This is a genomic window from Pararhizobium polonicum (assembly GCF_001687365.1).
Classification (GTDB): domain Bacteria; phylum Pseudomonadota; class Alphaproteobacteria; order Rhizobiales; family Rhizobiaceae; genus Pararhizobium; species Pararhizobium polonicum.
On the sequence record NZ_LGLV01000013.1, the window covers coordinates 36,175 to 55,768 of the forward strand.

At 62.7% G+C, this 19,594-nt stretch carries 15 protein-coding genes; 7 read left to right on the forward strand and 8 right to left on the reverse strand.

Going from position 1 to position 19,594, the window contains the following annotated elements; all coding sequences use genetic code 11:
• Nucleotides 1-73: 73 nt before the first annotated feature.
• The 6 genes from ADU59_RS20180 to trxA all read left to right on the forward strand — a co-directional run bounded on the left by ADU59_RS20180 (nucleotide 74) and on the right by trxA (nucleotide 11,984).
• Complete coding sequence (locus ADU59_RS20180; protein ID WP_068955958.1) at nucleotides 74-2,554, forward strand: sensor histidine kinase; 2,481 nt, start codon at nucleotides 74-76, stop codon at nucleotides 2,552-2,554.
• Nucleotides 2,554-4,044, forward strand: a complete 1,491-nt coding sequence (gene tsaE / locus ADU59_RS20185) for a tRNA (adenosine(37)-N6)-threonylcarbamoyltransferase complex ATPase subunit type 1 TsaE (protein WP_068955959.1) — start codon at nucleotides 2,554-2,556, stop codon at nucleotides 4,042-4,044. The genes ADU59_RS20180 and tsaE overlap by 1 nt, the downstream gene beginning before the upstream one ends.
• A gap of 42 nt (nucleotides 4,045-4,086) precedes the next feature.
• Nucleotides 4,087-4,818 carry a nucleotidyltransferase family protein gene (locus ADU59_RS20190; RefSeq protein WP_068955960.1) on the forward strand — a complete coding sequence of 244 codons (732 nt, stop codon included), beginning with the start codon at nucleotides 4,087-4,089 and terminating at the stop codon, nucleotides 4,816-4,818.
• A 4-nt stretch (nucleotides 4,819-4,822) separates the two neighbouring features.
• Nucleotides 4,823-8,014: a double-strand break repair protein AddB gene (addB, locus tag ADU59_RS20195; protein WP_068955961.1), complete on the forward strand. Its 3,192-nt coding sequence runs from the start codon at nucleotides 4,823-4,825 to the stop codon at nucleotides 8,012-8,014.
• Nucleotides 8,004-11,570: a double-strand break repair helicase AddA gene (gene addA, locus ADU59_RS20200; RefSeq protein ID WP_068955962.1), complete on the forward strand. Its 3,567-nt coding sequence runs from the start codon at nucleotides 8,004-8,006 to the stop codon at nucleotides 11,568-11,570. The genes addB and addA overlap by 11 nt, the downstream gene beginning before the upstream one ends.
• Nucleotides 11,571-11,660: 90 nt before the next feature.
• Nucleotides 11,661-11,984: a thioredoxin gene (gene trxA, locus ADU59_RS20205; protein WP_068956198.1), complete on the forward strand. Its 324-nt coding sequence runs from the start codon at nucleotides 11,661-11,663 to the stop codon at nucleotides 11,982-11,984.
• A 60-nt stretch (nucleotides 11,985-12,044) separates the two neighbouring features.
• On the opposite strand, the gene ADU59_RS20210 is transcribed toward trxA, so the two are convergent.
• The 6 genes from ADU59_RS20210 to ADU59_RS20235 all read right to left on the reverse strand — a co-directional run bounded on the left by ADU59_RS20210 (nucleotide 12,045) and on the right by ADU59_RS20235 (nucleotide 17,888).
• Nucleotides 12,045-12,674, reverse strand: a complete 630-nt coding sequence (locus ADU59_RS20210) for a GNAT family N-acetyltransferase (RefSeq protein WP_068955963.1) — start codon at nucleotides 12,672-12,674, stop codon at nucleotides 12,045-12,047.
• A 37-nt stretch (nucleotides 12,675-12,711) separates the two neighbouring features.
• Nucleotides 12,712-14,055: a bifunctional folylpolyglutamate synthase/dihydrofolate synthase gene (locus tag ADU59_RS20215; RefSeq protein WP_068955964.1), complete on the reverse strand. Its 1,344-nt coding sequence runs from the start codon at nucleotides 14,053-14,055 to the stop codon at nucleotides 12,712-12,714.
• 120 nt (nucleotides 14,056-14,175) lie between these two features.
• Nucleotides 14,176-15,090, reverse strand: a complete 915-nt coding sequence (gene accD / locus ADU59_RS20220; protein WP_068955965.1) for an acetyl-CoA carboxylase, carboxyltransferase subunit beta — start codon at nucleotides 15,088-15,090, stop codon at nucleotides 14,176-14,178.
• A gap of 50 nt (nucleotides 15,091-15,140) precedes the next feature.
• Nucleotides 15,141-15,980 (reverse strand): tryptophan synthase subunit alpha, encoded by an 840-nt coding sequence (trpA, locus tag ADU59_RS20225; RefSeq protein WP_068955966.1) that lies wholly within the window; start codon nucleotides 15,978-15,980, stop codon nucleotides 15,141-15,143.
• 4 nt (nucleotides 15,981-15,984) lie between these two features.
• Nucleotides 15,985-17,205, reverse strand: coding sequence for a tryptophan synthase subunit beta (trpB, locus tag ADU59_RS20230; protein ID WP_068955967.1), 1,221 nt, complete (start codon nucleotides 17,203-17,205; stop codon nucleotides 15,985-15,987).
• Nucleotides 17,202-17,888: a phosphoribosylanthranilate isomerase gene (locus ADU59_RS20235; protein WP_068955968.1), complete on the reverse strand. Its 687-nt coding sequence runs from the start codon at nucleotides 17,886-17,888 to the stop codon at nucleotides 17,202-17,204. The genes trpB and ADU59_RS20235 overlap by 4 nt, the downstream gene beginning before the upstream one ends.
• 133 nt (nucleotides 17,889-18,021) lie before the next feature.
• Here ADU59_RS20235 and ADU59_RS20240 point away from each other — a divergent pair, with 133 nt between their 5' ends.
• The gene (locus tag ADU59_RS20240; protein ID WP_068955969.1) at nucleotides 18,022-18,222 is read left to right on the forward strand and encodes a YqaE/Pmp3 family membrane protein; all 201 of its coding nucleotides are present in this window, start codon (nucleotides 18,022-18,024) and stop codon (nucleotides 18,220-18,222) included.
• Between the two features lie 12 nt (nucleotides 18,223-18,234).
• Here ADU59_RS20240 and ADU59_RS20245 read toward each other — a convergent pair whose 3' ends face one another.
• Both ADU59_RS20245 and ADU59_RS20250 read right to left on the reverse strand, forming a co-directional pair.
• Complete coding sequence (locus tag ADU59_RS20245) at nucleotides 18,235-18,993, reverse strand: M48 family metallopeptidase (protein WP_068955970.1); 759 nt, start codon at nucleotides 18,991-18,993, stop codon at nucleotides 18,235-18,237.
• A 120-nt stretch (nucleotides 18,994-19,113) separates the two neighbouring features.
• Nucleotides 19,114-19,542 carry a DUF2852 domain-containing protein gene (locus tag ADU59_RS20250; protein WP_068955971.1) on the reverse strand — a complete coding sequence of 143 codons (429 nt, stop codon included), beginning with the start codon at nucleotides 19,540-19,542 and terminating at the stop codon, nucleotides 19,114-19,116.
• Nucleotides 19,543-19,594 lie beyond the last annotated feature (52 nt).

The window sequence follows — 19,594 nt, forward strand, 5'->3', positions numbered from 1 at the left end:
ATACACAGATGATCATCCGTGATTCGGGTTTCCGGCGCGTTGATCCTCTGTGGTGCAAACGGGGAAGCACGCCATGAAAACAGAACCTTCAAAACGCGCCGGCGGCCGGATTCCGTCTCTGCTGCGCCGGTTCATGGCAAGCTCGGCGCTCGCGGCTCTGGCCGGGCCTGCGCTCGCGGCAACCGAAACCATGACGGCAGGCGGCATCTTCCGCTCCTCCGAAGTCGTGACCTTTTCCGTCCTGATCGGCATTATTTCGGCGGCGATGATCTCGGCCATCTGGCTGATCCGCCAGCGCGGCAATATCGAGAGCGAAAACCGGGAACTGAACACGGCGCTGGCCGACGCCAACCACCGGATCTCCCGCTTCCAGGCGCTGATCGCCGACAAGAACCGCCGCATCGTCGTCTGGGAAGGCCAGTCGAACAAGCCGGAATTCCTGGGCCAGCTGCCCCCCGAGACGGGCGCACCGCAGGACGACCGCGACTTTCTCGCCTTCGGGCGCTGGATCAAGTCGCAATCGGCCTCCGAGCTGGAGAAGGCCATCGAACTGCTGCGTTCGAACGCCCAGAGCTTCGATCTCGTCGTCGAAACCAACCGCAACGAGATCATCGAGGCACAGGGCCGCGTGTCCGGCGGCCGCGCCTTCGTCCGCTTTGTCGCCCTCAACAATCTGCGCGCCGAACTGGCCGAGGTGAAGATGGAGCGCGATCGCCTGCATGGCTCGCTTTCCAGCCTTCACACGCTGCTCGACGCCATCGATCTGCCCGTTTGGCAGCGCGGACCGGATGGCGCCATCCTGTGGGTCAACGAAGCCTATACCGAAGCCGTGGAAGCCGCCAACCCGGCCGCCGCGGTGAAGGAGAGCCGCGAACTTCTGGCGACCGTCGCACGCGAAAAGATCCGCGCGCTGAGCACGTATGATTCGCCCTATCGCGACAAGGTTTCCACCGTCGTGCGGGGAAACCGGACGTTCTTCGACGTGGTGGACGCCAAGAGCACCAGCGGCTCGGCGGGCATGGCGATCAATATCTCCGATGTGGAAGCGGTTCGAGAGGAATTGAACCGCACCTTGAAAAGCCATGCTGAAACGCTCGATCATCTGGCAACGCCCGTCGCTACTTTCGACGGCAGCCAGCGGCTGCAGTTCTACAACCAGGCCTTCCAGCGCCTGTGGGACCTCGACATGAGCTTCCTTGAGCGCAAGCCGGGCAACGGCGAGATCCTCGACAGGCTGCGTGCCGGCGGCAAGCTGCCGGAACAGCTGAACTGGAAGCAATGGAAAGATTCGGCGCTCGCCGTCTATCAGGCGATCGAGACGCAATCCGACCTCTGGCACCTGCCGAACGGCCAGACCCTGCGCGTCTTTGCAACCGCCCGCCCGCAAGGCGGCGCAACCTGGGTGTTCGAGAACCTGACCGAAAAGGTCGATCTGGAGATGCGCTACAACACGCTGGTTCAGGTTCAGGGCGAGACCATCGACCACCTGTCCGAGGGCGTGGCGGTATTCGGCCCCGATGGCCGCATCAAGCTGTCCAACCCCGCCTTTCGGGCACTTTGGGGCGTTACCGAGACCGAGGCCAAGCCCGGCACCCATATCCGCGCCATCGAGCAGGTCTGCGCGCCGTCCTATGACCAGCCGGACGGCTGGAAGCGGTTTTCGCACCTCATCACCAGTTTTGACGACGAGAGGCCGTCCTGCCAGGGGATACTTGAGCTGCGGACCGGCCTTATCCTCGATTTCGCCGTCATACCGCTGCCCAACGCCCAGACCATGCTGACCTTCGTCAACATCACCGACAGCGCAAGGGTCGAACGCGCGCTGACGGAAAAGAACGATGCGTTGCGCATGGCCGATCACCTGAAGAACGATTTCGTCCAGCACGTCTCCTATGAACTGCGCTCACCGCTGACCAATATCATCGGTTTTGCCGATCTCCTGAAGACGCCGGCCTTCGGTACGCTGACCGAGCGGCAGGCCGAATATGTCGACCATATCTCGACCTCGTCCTCGCTGCTTTTGACGATCGTCAACGACATCCTCGATCTTGCCACCGTCGACGCCGGTATCGTCGAGCTCGACCTGTCGGAAATCAACCTGACGGATTTCCTCGATGAAGTTGCCCTGCAAATGGCCGACAGGCTGCAGGAAAGCGCCGTCACGCTGCAGATCGACACGCCCGATATGCTCGGGCTGTTCGTTGCCGACCACCAGCGGCTGAAACAGATCCTCATCAAGCTTTTGACCAACGCCGCCAATTTTGCGCCCGACGGCAGCACGATCAGCCTGAAATGCCGCCGCGACGCCAGCGACTTCGTCTTCAGCGTCACCGACAACGGGGCCGGCATTCCCCAGGATATTCTCGATACGGTGTTCAACCGTTTCGAAAGCCATGGCCAGCACGGCGGCGCGGGCCTCGGCCTGTCCATCGTCGAAAGCTTCGTCAGTCTTCACCACGGCACCGTGTCGATCCGCAGCCGTGAAGGCGAAGGCACGGAAGTGACCTGCCGCATCCCCTCCGGCGATCTGCCGAGAATCGCCGCGGCGGAATAATGCAGGTGATCGCGCTCCCCCTCAAGGACGAGACAGCCACGATAGAACTCGGCGAGGATCTGGCGCTGGCGCTGAAGGCCGGCGACTGTCTCGCCCTCTCCGGCGACCTTGGCGCCGGCAAGTCGACCCTGGCCCGCGCCTTCCTGCGCGCCATGGCGGATGACGAGGCGTTGGAGGTGCCAAGCCCCACCTTCACGCTGGTGCAAAGCTACGATCTGCGCATTCCCGTCTCACATTTCGACCTCTACCGGTTGGCGGATGTCTCCGAACTTGACGAACTCGGCTTCGACGAGGCGTTATCCGACGGTATCTGCCTGGTGGAATGGCCGGAGAATGCCATGGCGGCGCTGCCGAAGACCCGGCTGACGGCCAGCTTTTCGCATCTCGGCGACGGGCGACAGCTGACAATTTCCGGCGATGCGTCGGCTCTGGCGCGGATCGAGCGCAGTCTTGCTATCCGGAATTTCCTGCGGGCGCGCGGATATGGAGAGGCCCGCCGCCGTCACCTCAGCGGCGATGCTTCGGCGCGTGCCTATGAGCGTATTCTTGTGCCCGGAGAACCGGCGCGGATCCTGATGGATTCGGCTCGCCACAAGCCCGGTCCGATTCTTCAGGATGGGAAATATTACCAGCAGCTGGCCCATCTGGCCGAGGATGTCATTCCTTTCGTCGCCATTGACCGCGATATCCGCGACAAGGGATTCTGCGCGCCGCAAGTCTTCGAAAGCGATCTCGACGCCGGCATCCTGCTGATCGAGGATCTCGGCAGCGACGGCGTTCTGGATACGGACGGACAGCCAATTGCCGAACGGTATCTTGAGAGCGTGCGTGTCCTGGCCCATCTGCATGCGCAGCCGGTCACCCGCGACATCGCGCTCTCGGCAACGGTCAGCCATCGCATCCCCGATTTCGATCGCACCGCGATGAAGATCGAAACCAGCCTGCTGATCGACTGGTACCTGCCTTGGAAGCGTGGGGAAAAAGCATCCGACGCGGAACGCACCCGCTATTTCGCCGTTTGGGATCACCTGATCGATCTGCTCGCCACATCGGAAAAAAAGCTGCTGCTGCGCGATTTCCATTCGCCGAACATCATCTGGCGCGGCGATCGCTCCGGCTTCGACCGCATCGGCATCATCGATTTCCAGGATGCGATGATCGGACCGACAGCCTATGACGTCGCCTCGATCACGCAGGATGCGCGGGTGACGATCGAGGCCGGTCTTCGCGACGAGATGCTTTCGCTCTATTGTTCCGAGCGCCATGTGCTCGGCACGTTTGACGAAGCCGCCTTCCGGCGCGACTGGCATCTGATGTCCGCCCAGCGCAACTGCAAGCTCGCCGGCATCTGGGTCCGGCTGATGCAGCGCGACGGCAAGCCTTTTTACATGAAGCATATGCCGCGGACATTTTCCTATCTTCAGGTGGCGCTCGAACACGAAGCGCTCGCGCCCTTGCGCGATTGGTGCATAAAGGCTGGAATCCTCTGAACCGAATCACCGGTTGACGAATCACGGGATCAGGGACTGTCCATGCCCATCAAGAACGCCATGGTGCTCGCCGCGGGGCTCGGCACCCGCCTGCGCCCCGTCACCGATACCATGCCGAAGCCGCTGGTCCCGATCGCGGGCAAGCCGATGATCGACTATGTGCTCGACCTCTTGGACGGCGCCGGCGTGGAGACGGCGGCGGTCAACGTCCATCATTTCGCCGACAGGATGGAAGCGCATCTGGCAAAACGAAGCCGGCCAGGGATCGTCATTTCCGACGAGCGGGCCGCGCTGATGAATTCCGGCGGCGGGCTCGCCAAGGGATTGAAACGGCTTCCCGAGGGGCCGGTTCTGGTGATGAATGCCGACCTTTTCTGGGTGGGTGAAAAGCCGGATGCGCCGACCAATCTGCAGCGGCTGGCCGCCTTCTTCGATCCGCAAACCATGGACATGGCGCTGCTTTGCGTGCGCAACGCGGACACGACCGGCCACAACGGCAAGCTGGATTTCTCGCTTGATACACAAGGGCGGCTTTCGCGCTACAAGGACGGCATGGAAAACCCTGTCGTCTATGCAGGCGCCATCGCCATGCACACCCGGCTTTTCGCCGATGCGCCGGACGATGCCTTCAATCTCAACATCTATTTCGATCGGGCGATTGCCAAAAACAGGCTGTTCGGCATCGTTCTCGAGGGCCACTGGCTGACGGTGGGCACCCCCGAGGCGATCGGCGAGGCCGAAGATACCATCCGCCGCTTCCAAGCAGGAGGCTGATGGCATGACGGACACCGTCTCCAACGTTTTCACCATTCCGCCCGGGCTTCCATTCCTGAAGACCGTGGTCGAAACGCTATGCTCCGGCGATCTGGTTCCCGGGTTTCGCTACGATGCGGCCGATCCCCTGTCGCTCGCCGGCGTAACGATCTTCGTGCCGACCCGCCGCTCAGCCCGCGTGCTGCGCTCGGAGCTGGTCGATTGCCTGGGCGGCCGTTCGGCGATCCTGCCGATGATCCGGGCACTCGGCGAAACCGATGACGACAGCGGCTTCTTCGACGCCGAGATTCCGGCGATCCTCGACCTCGCGCCGCCTTTGCCCAATACAGCCCGGCTGATCGAGCTTGGCCGGCTGATCCTGGCCTGGCGTAACCAGCTGCCAAAGGCGGTGCTCGACGTACATGCCGAAAGCCCGCTGATCGCGCCGGCCAGCCCCGCCGATGCGATCTGGCTGGCGCGCAACCTCTCCGAGATCATCGATGCGATGGAGACGGAGGAGCTGGATTGGGCTGCGCTCGACAATCTCGATGCCAACGACCATGCCCTGTGGTGGCAGCTGACGCTCGAATTCCTGAAGATTGCCAGCCTCTACTGGCCGGAACGGCTGGAAGAGCTGAAACAGTCCTCCCCTGCCCGCCATCGCAACGCCATCCTCGAAGCGGAAGCCCAGCGCATCGCCGACGGCAAGGTCACCGGGCCGATCATCATCGCCGGCTCGACGGGCTCCATCCCCGCGACAGCCAAGCTCATGGCTGCCGTGCAGAAGCTTCCCAACGGAACCATCGTGCTCCCCGGTCTCGACCGGACGATGAGCGACGCGGAATGGACGATGATCGCACCGGAAGCGGCAAAACTGACCGGCAGGCCCGATCCGGCAAGCCGCAGCCATCCGCAATACGGTTTCTTCCGCCTGCTGAACCGCATGGAAATCTCCCGGCATGACGTCGCGGTTCTCGGCGCCCCGGTGCCCGATCTCGACTATCGCGCAGAGCTGATCTCGCATGCCCTGCTGCCGGTCCAGGCGACCAGCAGCTGGACGGCGCTGCGCAGCGATGTCGATCCCTCCCGGCTTGCGGCGGCCTTTACCGACACGGCATTGATCGAAACCGCCAATGAGCGCGAGGAAGCAACCGCGATCGCCATTGCCCTGCGCCTCGCGCTTCACGACAGCGCCGAAAGCCAGGCAGCCCTGATCACCCCCGATCGCGACCTTGCCCGCCGCGTCGCTGCCGAACTGATGCGATTCGGCATCGAGGCCGACGATTCGGCCGGTACGCCACTGTCTTCCACCGGCCCCGGCAGCCTGACACGATTGCTGCTCGAGGCAGCTTTGCGGCCGGGCGACCCGGTTTCGGTCACCGCTCTGCTCAAACATCCGCTGGCCCGTTTCGGCCTGTCCGCCGAGGCGATGAGCGACGCGGCCATGACGCTGGAACTGATGGCCCTGCGTGGCGGCACCGGCAGCGCCGATATTTCGGAGCTTGAGGTTCTGCTCGACCAGACATTGCAGCGCGAAGCCGGCAAGAAGCATCTGCCGGAATGGCGCAGCCATATCGACGCGGACGCCATCGAAAGAGCGCGTGATCTTGCCCGGCGCATCGCCGCTGCTGCCGAACCGCTGGCCGGGACATTGGTGCGCCATCATAGAAGCGGCCGTGGCCTGACCGCGGCCCTGACGCTTGCCGAATGGGCGGAAAAAACCGGTGCGGCACTCGAAGCGGTGGCTATCGACGAGCACGATAACCTCGCCGGTCTCTGGTCGGGTGAAGCCGGCGAAGCACTGGCGACACTGTTGCGCTCCGTCATCGACACGGATGGCCAGCTGACGGCCGACGGGCCACAATGGAGCGATATCGTCGAGGCGCTTTCGGCAAGCGAATCAATCAAACCGCGCTCGATGCGCCATCCCCGCGTGTTCATTTTCGGCGCGCTCGAATCCCGCCTGCAGAGCGTCGATCTGGTGGTGCTCGGCGGCATGAACGAAGGCACCTGGCCGGGGCAGACGGCGAATGATCCGTTTCTGTCGCGGACGATGAAGACATCCATCGGCCTTGAGCCGCCGGAGCGGCGGATTGGCCAGCTGGCCCATGATTTCCAGATGGCCTGCGGCACACGCAGGCTGATCCTGACGCGGGCGATGCGCAAGGGCGCGACGCCGACCGTTGCCTCCCGCTGGCTGCAGCGGCTTCTGGCCGTCGGCGGCAAGGCATTTGCCGGCAAACTGCGCGACAACGGCCGGGATTATCAGCTTTGGGCCGGTATGCTCGATCAGGGCGTTATACAACCATTGGCCAAACGCCCCGAACCGAAACCACCGGCCGACCAGCAGCCGCGCAGCTATTCCTTCAGCGAGGTGAGCCGGCTGCGGCGCGATCCCTATGCCGTCTACGCCCGGCGGATCCTGCGCCTGCAACCGATCGATCCGTTCAACCGGGATCCCGGCGCTGCCGAGCGCGGTACGCTCTACCACAAGATCGTCGAGCGTTTCGTGCGTGCCGGACTGGATGCCGCATCGCCGCAAGCGCAAACGGAAATGAGCCGGATTCTCAACGAAGCTTTTGACGAACAGGCCCTGCCTGCCCATATCGATATTGTCTGGCGGCCGCGCTTTGCCGCCGTCGGTAAGGCCTTCATCGATTGGGAAATCGGCCGGCAGCCGGATATCCGCAAGAGTTTTACCGAACTCTATGCGTCGATGGAGCTCGGTGTTTCGGATATCAAGCTGACGGGCATCGCCGACCGCATCGATATTCTCGGCGACGGCAGCGCCGTGATCGTCGACTACAAGACGGGATCGACGCCTTCCATCAACGAGGCCCGCGCCCTGCTCGATCCGCAGCTTGCGCTGGAAGCCGCAGCCCTCAAGGCCGGTGCCTTCCAGAAGGCCGGGTCGAAACAGCCGCAATCGCTGCTCTATGTCCGCCTGAAGCCCGGCGAACGGTTTGCCGTTCAGGAGGTCAACAACGGGCATGCCAAGGCGCGCGCCAATGTCGAGACCAAGTCGGCCGATCAACTGGCCGAGGATTCGCTGAAGGAACTGACCGGGCTACTGGCTGCGCTGATGACCGGGAAATATGGTTTTGCCTCGCGGCTGATCGTGCAGAAGGAGCGCGATTACGGCGGCGAGTACGACCATCTGGCCCGTGTCGCCGAATGGGCGACAGCAGAAGGAGAGGAGGACGCCAATGAAGGATGACGATTTCGGCCCTCTCGATCCCTCGCCGCAGGCCTGGCTCGACTGGACGTCGGCCAAGCAGGCGCTCGCCTCCGATCCGGCGCGTTCCGCCTGGGTGTCGGCCAATGCCGGTTCCGGCAAGACACATGTGCTGACGCAACGCGTGATCCGGCTTCTGTTGTCCGGCTGCCGGCCCTCCGCCATCCTGTGCCTCACCTATACCAAGGCCGCCGCGTCGGAAATGTCGAACCGCGTCTTCGAGCGGCTGGCCGAATGGGTGACGCTCGACGACGACGCGCTGGATGACCGGATCGCCGCAATCGAGGGCGAAAGGCCGGATCTCCTCAAGCGTCAGGAGGCGCGACGGCTGTTTGCCCGCGCGCTGGAAACGCCGGGCGGGTTGAAGATCCAGACGATCCACGCCTTCTGCGAGGCGCTGCTGCACCAGTTCCCGCTCGAGGCCAATGTCGCCGGGCATTTCTCCGTTCTGGACGACCGCGCCTCCGCCACGCTTCTGGCCGATGCCCGCCGGGCACTTTTGACCGCGACCGCCAGCGAGGACGACCGCGAGCTGACGGAAGCCTTTGCCACCGTGCTCGATCTGGCCGACGATACCGGGCTGGAAAAGCTGCTGTCGGCGATCGTCGCAAACCGCACGCCCGTACAGGTCTTTCTGGACAGCGCGGGGCGAAAGGGCGGCATCGATCCGGCGCTCCGATCGGCTCTCGGTTTCGACCCGGATGAGACGACACAGACGGCATTAGCCGGATTCTGGCCTCTCACGGGTCTCAACGGCGCAGCGCTTGAACGCTATATCGGCATGGCGCAATCGGCCGGCGGAGCCAAGGTCACGGAGTTCGCCGAGGGCTTGCGTGTGGTCGCGAAGCTCACCGATCCGCTGCAGCGCTACACCGCGCTGACCGGGTTGTTCTTCACCCAGGCCGGCAAGCCGAGGGCGGATTCGGCCTTCCTGTCCAAAGCGATGCGCGACAAGGCGCCGGACCTGGAAGACCTTGTCACTGCGGCCCGCGATCACATTGTCGCCGCTACCGACCGCCTCAACCTCATTGCCATGTTCGAGGCGACCAAGGCCGCTCTCGTGCTCGCCGACCGGCTGAACGCCGACTACGAGGACATCAAGAAGAGCCGCAGCCAGCTGGATTTCGACGACCTGATCAACCGCACCGCGACGCTTTTGTCGCGCGGCGATGTCAGCCGCTGGATCCACTACAAGCTCGACCAGGGCATCGATCACATCCTCGTCGACGAGGCGCAGGATACCAGCCCGGTGCAGTGGACGATCATCCAGTCGCTGGCCGAGGATTTCTTTTCCGGCGAAACGGCACGCGGCGGCAACCGGACGATGTTTGCCGTCGGTGACGAGAAACAGTCGATCTATTCGTTCCAGGGCGCCCGTCCCGAGCGCTTTTCCGACGAGAGCATCGAGACCGAACGGCGGGTCCGCGACGGCGGCAAGGCCTTCAGTCCGATCCGGCTGCAGCTGTCCTTCCGCTCGACCGAAGACGTGCTGTCGGCCGTCGATACCGTGTTTGAAAATCCGGCTCATGCCCGCGGGCTCAGCGCCCGCAACGATGCCGTCGTGCACGCCTCCAACCGGATCGGCCATCCGGGGCTGGTCGAGGTCTGGGATGCGATCGCGCCAGCCGACAGTATCCAGGAGGACGACTGGACCGCCGCCTTCGACGCAACGCCCGAGGATGCGCCGGCCAATATCCTGGCGCAGCGCATCGCCTGCGTGCTTGCCGACTGGATCGGCCGGGAAACGGTGATCGAAAAGGGCGTCAAGCGGCCGATGCAGCCGGGCGATATCATCGTTCTCGTGCGCAAGCGCGATGCCTTCGTCAATGCGCTGACCCGCGCCCTGAAGACGCGCCGGAACATTCCCGTTGCCGGTGCCGACAGGCTGGTGCTGACCAATCATATCGCCGTGCAGGACCTGATGGCGCTCGGCCGATTCGTGCTTTTGCCGCAGGATGACCTGTCGCTGGCCGCCGTTCTCAAAAGCCCGCTGTTCGATCTCAACGAAGAGGATATCGCGGCACTCGCCATCGGCCGCCCGCAACCGGTCAGCGTCTGGCAGAACCTGCTGGATTTCGGCCGTGACGAGATCGGCCGCTATCACGCCGCCACGCAGAAGCTGCAGCGATACAGGACATTGTCGCGCAGCCTGCCCGTCCATGATTTTTATGCCTTGATCCTTGGCCATGACGGCGGCCGTGCCGCCTTTCTCGGAAGGCTTGGCAGCGAGGTCAGCGATATCCTCGACGAATTCCTGACCTTTGCGCTCGACCATGAGAAGAACGGGCTGCCGGGATTGCAGGCCTTTATTTCCGGACTGGAGATGGAAGCACCCACCGTCAAGCGCGAGCAGGACAAGGAGCGCAACGAGGTCCGCATCATGACGGTGCACGCCGCCAAGGGGCTGGAGGCACCTGTCGTCTTCCTCGTCGATGGCGGCGGCAAGGCCTTCAATTCGCAGCATGTCTCCGGCCTGCGCATGATCAAGCCGGACGACGGCCAGAACGCAATCCCGCTTCCGATCTGGCGGCCACCGGGTGCCGCCTCCAACACGCTGGTCGATGCGGACACGGACCGGCTGAAAATCGCGGCCGAAGAAGAATACCGCCGTCTGCTTTATGTCGGCATGACACGCGCGGCCGACCGGCTGATCGTCTGCGGCTATCAGGGCAAGCGCGCCAATCCCGACAGCTGGCATGCGATGGTGACCACCAGCCTCTCCGCCGACGACCGCGGCCGCAGCACGCCGATGACATTTTCAGCCGCCGATCAGGAATGGACAGGTTATCGCTGGCAGGTGTCCGCCATCGGCCGCGATCTCCAGACACAGGATACGGAAAACCAGACGGTGGAAGCACAGCGCACGGGCTTGCCGGCAGCGCTCTTGCAGCCGCTGCCGCCCCAAAAACATCTGCCGCGCCCGCTCAGCCCCTCCGGGGCTGGAGCCGTCATCGATGAAGAGGATACCGACACGATCGTCGGATCGGCGCTGTTTTCGCAAAAGCCCGGCGCCAACACGTCGCTGCTGCGCGGCGCGCTGCTGCACCGGTTCCTGCAGGTCCTGCCGTCGATCGCGCCGGAAGAGCGCCGGGCAGCGGCCGAACGGTACCTGCTGCGCTCCGTCCCGCGCTGGTCCGCGCCCGAGCGGCAGACCCTGACCCAATCAGTTCTCAACGTGATCGAGCACCCCGAGCTGGCTGCGCTGTTTTCCGAGACCAGCCGGGCGGAAGTGGCCGTGATGGGTACCCTGAAACTCGGCGCAAGGGATTTTGCCGTGTCGGGCCGCATCGACCGGCTGGCCGTCTCCGGAAACACCGTCATCATTGCCGATTTCAAGACCAACCGCGAAATCCCGGTGTCGCCGGAAGCGATCCCCTTCGTCTACCGGGCGCAGCTTGCCATTTATCGTGCCCTGCTGGAACCGCTTTATCCGGATCACACGTTTCAATGCGCGCTGATCTATACCGAAGGCCCATCGGTGCTGACATTGCCGCAGGCGATCCTCGACAGGAGCCTTGTGGACCTCGCGACAAAGTGAGATAGGATTGGCATTGAAAAGCTGACGCTCAACCATCACATGATGGGTAACCGTTCGAAGAACGCCGATTTCGAAACCAAGGAGCAGCCAATGGCTACCGTAAAAGTCGATACCTCCAATTTTCAGGACGAAGTCCTGAACTCCGTCGAGCCCGTCATCGTTGATTTCTGGGCCGAATGGTGTGGCCCGTGCAAGATGATCGCTCCGAGCCTGGAAGAAATTTCCGTTGAACTGGCCGGCAAGGTCAAGGTTGTCAAGGTCAACATCGACGAGAACCCGGAAATCGCCACCCAGTACGGCGTGCGCTCCATTCCGACGCTCGCCATGTTCAAGGCCGGCGAAGTAGCCGACATCAAGGTCGGTGCCGCGCCTAAGACAGCCCTGACCTCCTGGATTTCCAACGCTGCCGCGTAATTGAAATCCCAACTTGATTGAAAAAGCCCGGGAAACCGGGCTTTTTTCGTTTCTGCAAGGTCATTCGGTGCCGGAAGCAGGTTCCAGCAAGGGGACATGGGGTGCCGCGGTTTTCGGCAGCAAGCCCAATAGGCGCGGATCGTCGTGGATTTCGACCATCAGCTTATAGGGCTTGAAGCCGGAACGCTGGTAGAACCCGACAGCGGCCGGATGATCGAACGTGCAGGTGTGCAGCCAGAAGCGGTCGATCGGTTGCGCCCACGCTTTGGCGATTGCCTGGTTCATCAGGAAACGCCCGGTACCCTTGCCGATCGCATCCTTGACCAGGCCGAAATAGACGAGCTCGCATTCCCCCTGAACGCGAAAGTCGAGCTCCACCAGGCCGATATCGCGGGTGCCGTCGCGCAACGCGTAGGTCTCCACCGACGGGTCAGCGAGAATGTCGCGCACGGCGTCATCATCGATCTCCAGCATCGCCACCCACATCCAGTCTTCGCCGACCTCGCGAAACAGGCGCCGGTAGATGTCGAGATTCTGCGGGCCCAGGCGCACCAGGCTGAGCGGCGATTCCGGCAGGCCGCCCGTTTCCGGTGGCCGCCTGCGCATTTCCAGAAACGTCACCGCATTGGCAACCTTGCCGGATGGAACGGGCGAATAGCCTTCGGGCAATTCAGGATTGGTGTCGTTCATTCGTTTTCTCTGTTCAAAAATTGCGGATCTGGCCCGCTTATCGGGGCGGCGTGCCGTTATCGGCCAGAACATCGCCGACCAGATAGAGCGAGCCGCCGATCAGGATGCGGGGCGCGACCGGATCGCCATCGAACATGGCCGTGATCGCACCGAGCGCCTCGGCAACGGTCGAGACCGCTCCGGCCTCGAAACCGGCCGTCACCGCGTCGTCCGCCAGCGCAACGGCATCGATCCCGGCATCCGAGCCACGGATCGGCACCGTGAAGATCTGCTCGGCCAGCCCCTTGAACGCCTTGAAATAGCCGGCCGGATCCTTGGTGTTAATCATCCCGGTGATCAGGAACAGGGGGCGCGGATCGCGCTCCTCGAGATTGGCCATGGTTTCGGCGATGACCTGGCCCGCACCCGGATTGTGCCCGCCATCGACCCAGATTTCCGAACCTTTCGGCGCAAGGGATGCCAGTTTGCCTTCGGTCAACCGCTGCAACCGGCCCGGCCATTCGACCGTGACCAGCCCCTTGTCGATGACGGTATCGGAGATATCGAATCCGGCGGCCTTCACGGCCCGGATGGCGGCGGCGGCATTGGCATATTGATGGCGCCCCGGCAGGCGCGGCAAGGACAGATCAGCCAGGCCGAATTCGTCCTGATAGACCAGCCGGCCGAATTCCTCATGCGCCATGAAGTCCTGGCCATAGACCGATAGCGGGCAATTCAGCCGTTCGGCAATGGAGACGAGCACGTCGCGCGCCGTGTCTTCCTCCTGATGGCCGATCACCACCGGGCAGCCGCGTTTCATGATCCCGGCCTTTTCAGCCGCAATCAGTTCGACGCGATCACCCAGATAGGCCTGATGATCGAGCGAGATCGGCATGATGACGGAAACGGCGGGGGTCTTGATGACATTGGTCGCATCGAACCGGCCACCGAGGCCGACTTCGATGATCGCGACATCGGCCGGATGTTCGGCAAACAGCACGAAGGTGACCGCCGTCAGGATTTCGAACACGGTGATCTTCTGACCGCCATTGGCCTCGCCGACGCGGCGGACGGCATCCGCCAGAACCGCATCGCTGACCAGCGCGCCGCGTTCGCCCTTTTTGCCGATGCGATAACGCTCGTGCCAATTGACGAGATGCGGCGATGTATGGACGTGGACACTCAGACCGGAGGCTTCGAGGATCGCCCGGGAAAAGGCCGTCACCGAGCCCTTGCCGTTGGTGCCGGCCACGTGGATGACCGGCGGAAGCCTGTCCTGCGGATTGCCGAGTACGTCGAGCAGCCGGGTGATCCTGTCGAGCGACAGATCGAAGCCCTTGGGGTGCAGGGCCAGCAGCTTGTCGATTTCCTGCCCCGCCTCGCTGACCTGCGTCGTCGTCATCACCCGCTCCTCCAACCGCCGCTGGAGCGCTGAGCGCTCATCAAGCGCGCTCAGAACGCGCCAATTCCAAACCGTCTTATGCTTTCCAGGCGCCCGGACAATCCCGGGCGCACCCTGCGTTTAAGCGCTGGCTGCCATCGGCATCGCCGCAACAGCGGTGCTGCCATTGAGCTTGGCGGCATCCACCGGCTTCTTCATCAGGATCTTCAGGACGCGGGCAAGCGTATCGGGAATATCGTGGCGCTTGACGACCATGTCGATCATGCCATGCTCCATCAGATATTCCGACGTCTGGAAGCCTTCCGGCAGTTTTTCGCGGATGGTCTGCTCGATGACGCGCTTGCCGGCAAAGCAGATCTCGGCGCCCGGCTCGGCCAGATGCAGATCGCCCAGCATGGCATAGGATGCCGTCACGCCGCCGGTGGTCGGATTGGTCAGCACGACGATATAGGGAAGCCCCGCCTCTTTCAGCATCTGCACGGCGACCGTGGTGCGCGGCAGCTGCATCAGCGACAGGATGCCTTCCTGCATGCGGGCGCCGCCCGAGGCCGGGAAAATCACCAGCGGGCACTTTTCGGCAATTGCCCGTTCGAAAGCCTTGATGATCGCCTCGCCGGCGGCCATGCCGAGCGAGCCGCCCATGAAATTGAATTCATGCACGACGCCGACCAGCTTGACGCCGCGGCAACGGCCGACGCCGGCAACGATCGTATCTTCGAGATCGGTCTTGATCCGGCTGTCACGCAGACGATCGACATATTTCTTCGAATCGCGAAACTTCAGCGGGTCCTGCGCCACCTTCGGCTGCGGCAGGGCTTCATAGACGCCGTCATCGAACAGATCCTTCAACCGCGCCTTGGCCGGCATCTTCATATGGAAGCCGGAGGCGGGAATGACCCATTTGTTCTCTTCGAGATCGCGGTGAAACACCATCTCGCCGGTTTCCGGGCATTTGATCCAGAGATTTTCCGGAACTTCCCGTCGGCCGAGCATCGAGTTGATCTTCGGGCGAACGTAATTCGTGATCCAGTTCAAATCCAAACTCCTGAATAGTCAAAACCGGTCGTGGCCCAGAATATGGGCATTTATTCGGCCGCAACAAGCCTTGCGGAGCGAACGCCGGCGGAAAGGCCACGAACCAGCGTTTCCACGCCCGGCACCGTCGCCCCTGTCGATTTCCCGTCCTCGGTCAGGCTGGACGCCACCTGGTTGACGATGGCGGTGCCGACGACCACGCCATCGGCGGACGCACCGATGGCCCTTGCATGTTCCGCGGTCTTGACGCCGAAGCCGACGCAGACCGGCAGCTTCGTATGGCCCTTGATCCGCTGGACCGCACCGCCGACGACGGTTGGGTCCGGCAGGGCCGAGCCCGTAATGCCGTTCATTGAGACATAGTAGACGAAACCGGAGGTGTTTTCGAGAACCTTCGGCAAACGCTTGTCATCCGTCGTCGGGGTCGCCAGCCGGATGAAGTTGATATCCTTCTTCAAGGCCGGGATGCACAGTTCGTCATCCATTTCCGGCGGCAGGTCGACGACGATCAGGCCGTCGATGCCGGCGGCCAGCGCATCGTCGAGGAAACGTTCGACGCCGTAGATGTAGATCGGGTTGTAATAGCCCATCATGACGATCGGCGTGTCCTGGTCGCCTTCGCGGAAGCGGCGGGCAATTTCCAGGGTCTTGGCCAGTGTCTGACCGCCCTTCAGCGCCCGCTGGCCGGCCAGCTGGATCGCTGGGCCATCGGCCATCGGATCGGAAAAGGGCATGCCAAGCTCGATGATGTCGGAACCGGCCGACGGCAATGCCTTCATGATCGCCAGCGACGTGTCGAAATCCGGATCGCCCCCCATGAAATAGGTGACAAGCGCCGGGCGGCCTTCGGCGGCGAGATCGGCAAATCGTTTGTCCATGCGTGCGGTCATGCTGTTACAGTCCCATACCAAGAAGCTTGCCGACGGTGAAGATGTCCTTGTCGCCGCGGCCGGAGAGGTTCATCAGGATGATCTCGTCCTTGCCCATCTTCGGCGCACGCTTGATCACTTCGGCGATGGCGTGGCTCGGCTCCAGCGCCGGGATGATGCCCTCGAGGCGGGTCAGCAGCTGGAATGCCTCCAGCGCCTCATGGTCCATGATCGGCACATATTCGGCGCGGCCGATATCGGCGAGCCAGGAATGCTCCGGCCCGATGCCGGGATAATCGAGACCGGCCGAGATCGAATGGCCTTCCTTGATCTGGCCGTCGCCGTCCTGCAGCAGATAGGTGCGGTTGCCATGCAGTACGCCCGGCGAGCCCGCCGTGATCGACGCACAATGCTCATCGCCTTCCAGTCCCTTGCCGCCGGCTTCGACGCCGACAATCTTGACGGATTCGTCATCGAGGAACGGATGGAAGATGCCGATCGCATTCGATCCGCCGCCAACGGCCGCGATGACCAGATCCGGCAGGCGGCCTTCGGCCTCCAGCATCTGCTGCTTGGCTTCGATACCGATCACGGCCTGGAAGTCGCGGACCATTTCCGGATAGGGATGCGGACCGGCCGCGGTGCCGATCAGGTAATAGGTGTCGTCGACATTGGTGACCCAGTCGCGCAGGGCCTCGTTCATCGCGTCCTTCAGCGTACCGGAACCCGCCGTCACCGGCTTGACCTCGGCACCGAGCAGCTTCATGCGGAACACGTTCGGCGCCTGGCGCTCGACATCGGTTGCGCCCATATAGACGACGCAGGGAAGGCCGAAGCGGGCGGCAACAGTGGCAGACGCCACACCATGCTGTCCCGCGCCGGTTTCGGCGATGATACGGGTCTTGCCCATGCGCTTGGCCAAGAGAATCTGGCCGATGCAATTGTTGATCTTGTGCGAGCCCGTATGGTTCAGCTCTTCGCGCTTGAAATAGATCTTGGCGCCGCCCAGATGTTCGGTCAGGCGCTCGGCGAAATAGAGCGGGCTCGGGCGGCCGATATAATGGGCGCCGAGATTCTTGAGTTCCGCCTGGAATTCCGGATCGGTCTTGGCCTTGTCCCATTCGGCCTGCAGGTCGAGGATCAGCGGCATCAGGGTTTCAGCGACGAACCGGCCGCCGAAAATGCCGAACCGGCCGTCTTCGTCGGGACCGGACCGAAACGAGTTCAATTTTGGCGTCTCGTTCACTTGCTTCTCCCTGCCAAGCTTGCATCTTGCGCCATGGCCGCTTCCGCGCGGGCAACGGCATCGAAAAACTCTTCCATGCGCTTCAGATCCTTGACGCCGGGCGCGCTTTCGACGCCCGACGAAGTATCGATGGCCTTTGCGCCCGTGACCGAAAGGGCCTCGCCGATATTGTCCGCATTCAAACCACCGGAAAGCATGTAATCGACGCTTTCGTCAAGCGTATCGAGCAGGTTCCAGTCGAAAGACACACCATTGCCGCCGGGAAGGTCCGATCCCTTCGGCGGCTTGGCATCGAGCAGAAAGCGGTCGGCAATGCCGATATAGGGATCGATCCGCTTCAGATCATCGGCCTCGCGAATGGACAGCGCCTTGATGACAGGCAGACCATAGACGGCCTTGATCGTCAGCACCCGGTCCGGGCTTTCATTGCCGTGAAGCTGCAGAATATCCGGGGACAAGGCCGAGACGATCTCGTCGAGATCGTCATTGTCGGCATCGACGGTGACGGCGACGATCTTCGCCTTGCCGCGAATGCGCTCAGCCAGGCGGCCGGCATCGTCTGGCTCGATGTTGCGCGGGCTCTTCGGAAAGAAGATGAAACCCGTATAGCGCGCGCCGAGCGCGACAGCCCTGTCGACAGCCTCGCCGGTCTTCAACCCGCAAATTTTGACTTCCGTTTTCATGCAAAGCGACCTGACATGAAATGCCGCGTGAGTCGAGCTTAAAACACGGCAAACTACGGCGCAAACGCAGCTTCAACCATTGCTGATGCGAGGTCACGGACCCATATTATCCGGAACAAACACGGAGAACATCATGCGCCTTCTGCTTGCCATCATCCTGCCCTGGCTGCAATTTTTCACCATCGGCCGGCCGATTGCCGGCATCATCTGCCTGATCCTGCAGGTCACCCTGATTGGCTGGATTCCGGCGGCGATCTGGTCGGTCTATGCGCTGAGCCAGTACAAGACGGACGAGAAGATCCGGGAAGCGCTGGGCAACCAGTACCGGCGCTGAGCCGGGCTGCCATCAATCGAAGTCGATCGCGTGCAGCATGGTGCCGTTGCGCTTGAGCCAGCGCTTGGCGTCGTCCATCGCCGGGCAGAGCTCCTCGCACAGATCCCAGAAATCCGGCCCATGGTTCATCTCGCGCAGATGCGCCACCTCGTGGGCGGCGAGATAATCGATCACTTTCGGCGGCGCCATGACGATGCGCCAGGAGAAACTCAAGGCCCCATCGGCCGCGCAGGAGCCCCAGCGGCTGCGCGTATCCTTGAAGCTCAGCGACTTCACCTTACGGCCGACCATGCGGGCATGGATGGCGACCAGCCGCTCCAGATCCTTGCGGGCTTCCTTCTTCAAGAAATCCGCGATCCGGCGGCGCAAGTGTTCCTCAGCGCCACTGACAAGCAGCACCGGTTCGTCATCGACGATCACGGCCTCGGTCAGGCCACGCAGCTTGCCGGTGCGCTCGATCCGGTGCGCGACGCCGCGCAGCAGGATGGTGCCGCCCTCTTCCAGAACGCTTTCGCCGGAAAACCGCGCAAGCTTGGTCATCAGCCATCCCTGATGGCGATCGAGGAAGGCGTTGATCTCGCGTTCGGGCAATCCGGCCGGAATGGTCATTTTCAGGGCACGGCCGCCCGGCTCGATGCGCAGCGTCATGCGGGTGGCGCGGGCATTCTGGCGAATGGTCAGCGGCATGACCTTGCCCGCGACATCGATCGTCCGCATCACCGGTGGCGGCGGAGATTTGGGCTGACGCGACTTTCGAAGCAGGGAGAACATGACTGTCTTCATAACCGATTCGTTTGAAGGACGCATGATCCCGAACAAGCGGGACCACATCAAAAAGAAAAACCGGCACCTTTGCGGATGCCGGTTTTGTTTGTCTCTCCGATCGCCGGATCAGTGGGCCGGAAAGCCCGGAACCGAACCGGACCCGCCGGAATTGCGCTCGCGCATGAAGCGGTCGAAATCGTCCTGGTCCTTGGCACGGCGCAACTCGCGGACATAGTCGTCGAACTGCTGGCGCATTTCATCGAGCTTGCGGCGTTCCTCGTCGAGACGGGACAGTTCGGCATCGCGCCAGTCGTCGAAGGCAACGTTGCCGGTACCGAAGCCCGGACGGCCATAGCGCTGACCTTTGCGCTTGAAGGATGAGAAGATGCCATCAACGGTATCGTTGGCATCCTTCTTGAAGGATTTCAGCCGTTCGCCGAACAGGATATAGGCAAGCACGGCAAGCCCAAGCGGCCAGAAAACCACGAAACCGAGCACCATCATGGCAATGGTCGCGGGCGTCCAGTCCGGACGGATCAATGCAGATTGGTTCATGTTCAGAAGTCCTCGTTCAAAGTGGGCCTCTCTTCGGGCCCGCTTATTACGA

What these genes read in the sequence shown, in the direction of transcription:
- addA (WP_068955962.1), top strand. Translation starts at nt 8,004, where the DNA reads ATGAAGGATGACGATTTCGGCCCTCTCGATCCCTCGCCGCAGGCCTGG.
- ADU59_RS20240 (WP_068955969.1), top strand. Translation starts at nt 18,022, where the DNA reads ATGCGCCTTCTGCTTGCCATCATCCTGCCCTGGCTGCAATTTTTCACC.
- ADU59_RS20210 (WP_068955963.1), bottom strand. Translation starts at nt 12,674, where the DNA reads ATGAACGACACCAATCCTGAATTGCCCGAAGGCTATTCGCCCGTTCCA.
- trxA (WP_068956198.1), top strand. Translation starts at nt 11,661, where the DNA reads ATGGCTACCGTAAAAGTCGATACCTCCAATTTTCAGGACGAAGTCCTG.
- ADU59_RS20245 (WP_068955970.1), bottom strand. Translation starts at nt 18,993, where the DNA reads ATGTTCTCCCTGCTTCGAAAGTCGCGTCAGCCCAAATCTCCGCCGCCA.
- ADU59_RS20190 (WP_068955960.1), top strand. Translation starts at nt 4,087, where the DNA reads ATGCCCATCAAGAACGCCATGGTGCTCGCCGCGGGGCTCGGCACCCGC.
- addB (WP_068955961.1), top strand. Translation starts at nt 4,823, where the DNA reads ATGACGGACACCGTCTCCAACGTTTTCACCATTCCGCCCGGGCTTCCA.
- ADU59_RS20250 (WP_068955971.1), bottom strand. Translation starts at nt 19,542, where the DNA reads ATGAACCAATCTGCATTGATCCGTCCGGACTGGACGCCCGCGACCATT.
- ADU59_RS20180 (WP_068955958.1), top strand. Translation starts at nt 74, where the DNA reads ATGAAAACAGAACCTTCAAAACGCGCCGGCGGCCGGATTCCGTCTCTG.
- trpA (WP_068955966.1), bottom strand. Translation starts at nt 15,980, where the DNA reads ATGACCGCACGCATGGACAAACGATTTGCCGATCTCGCCGCCGAAGGC.
- tsaE (WP_068955959.1), top strand. Translation starts at nt 2,554, where the DNA reads ATGCAGGTGATCGCGCTCCCCCTCAAGGACGAGACAGCCACGATAGAA.
- ADU59_RS20215 (WP_068955964.1), bottom strand. Translation starts at nt 14,055, where the DNA reads ATGACGACGACGCAGGTCAGCGAGGCGGGGCAGGAAATCGACAAGCTG.
- ADU59_RS20235 (WP_068955968.1), bottom strand. Translation starts at nt 17,888, where the DNA reads ATGAAAACGGAAGTCAAAATTTGCGGGTTGAAGACCGGCGAGGCTGTC.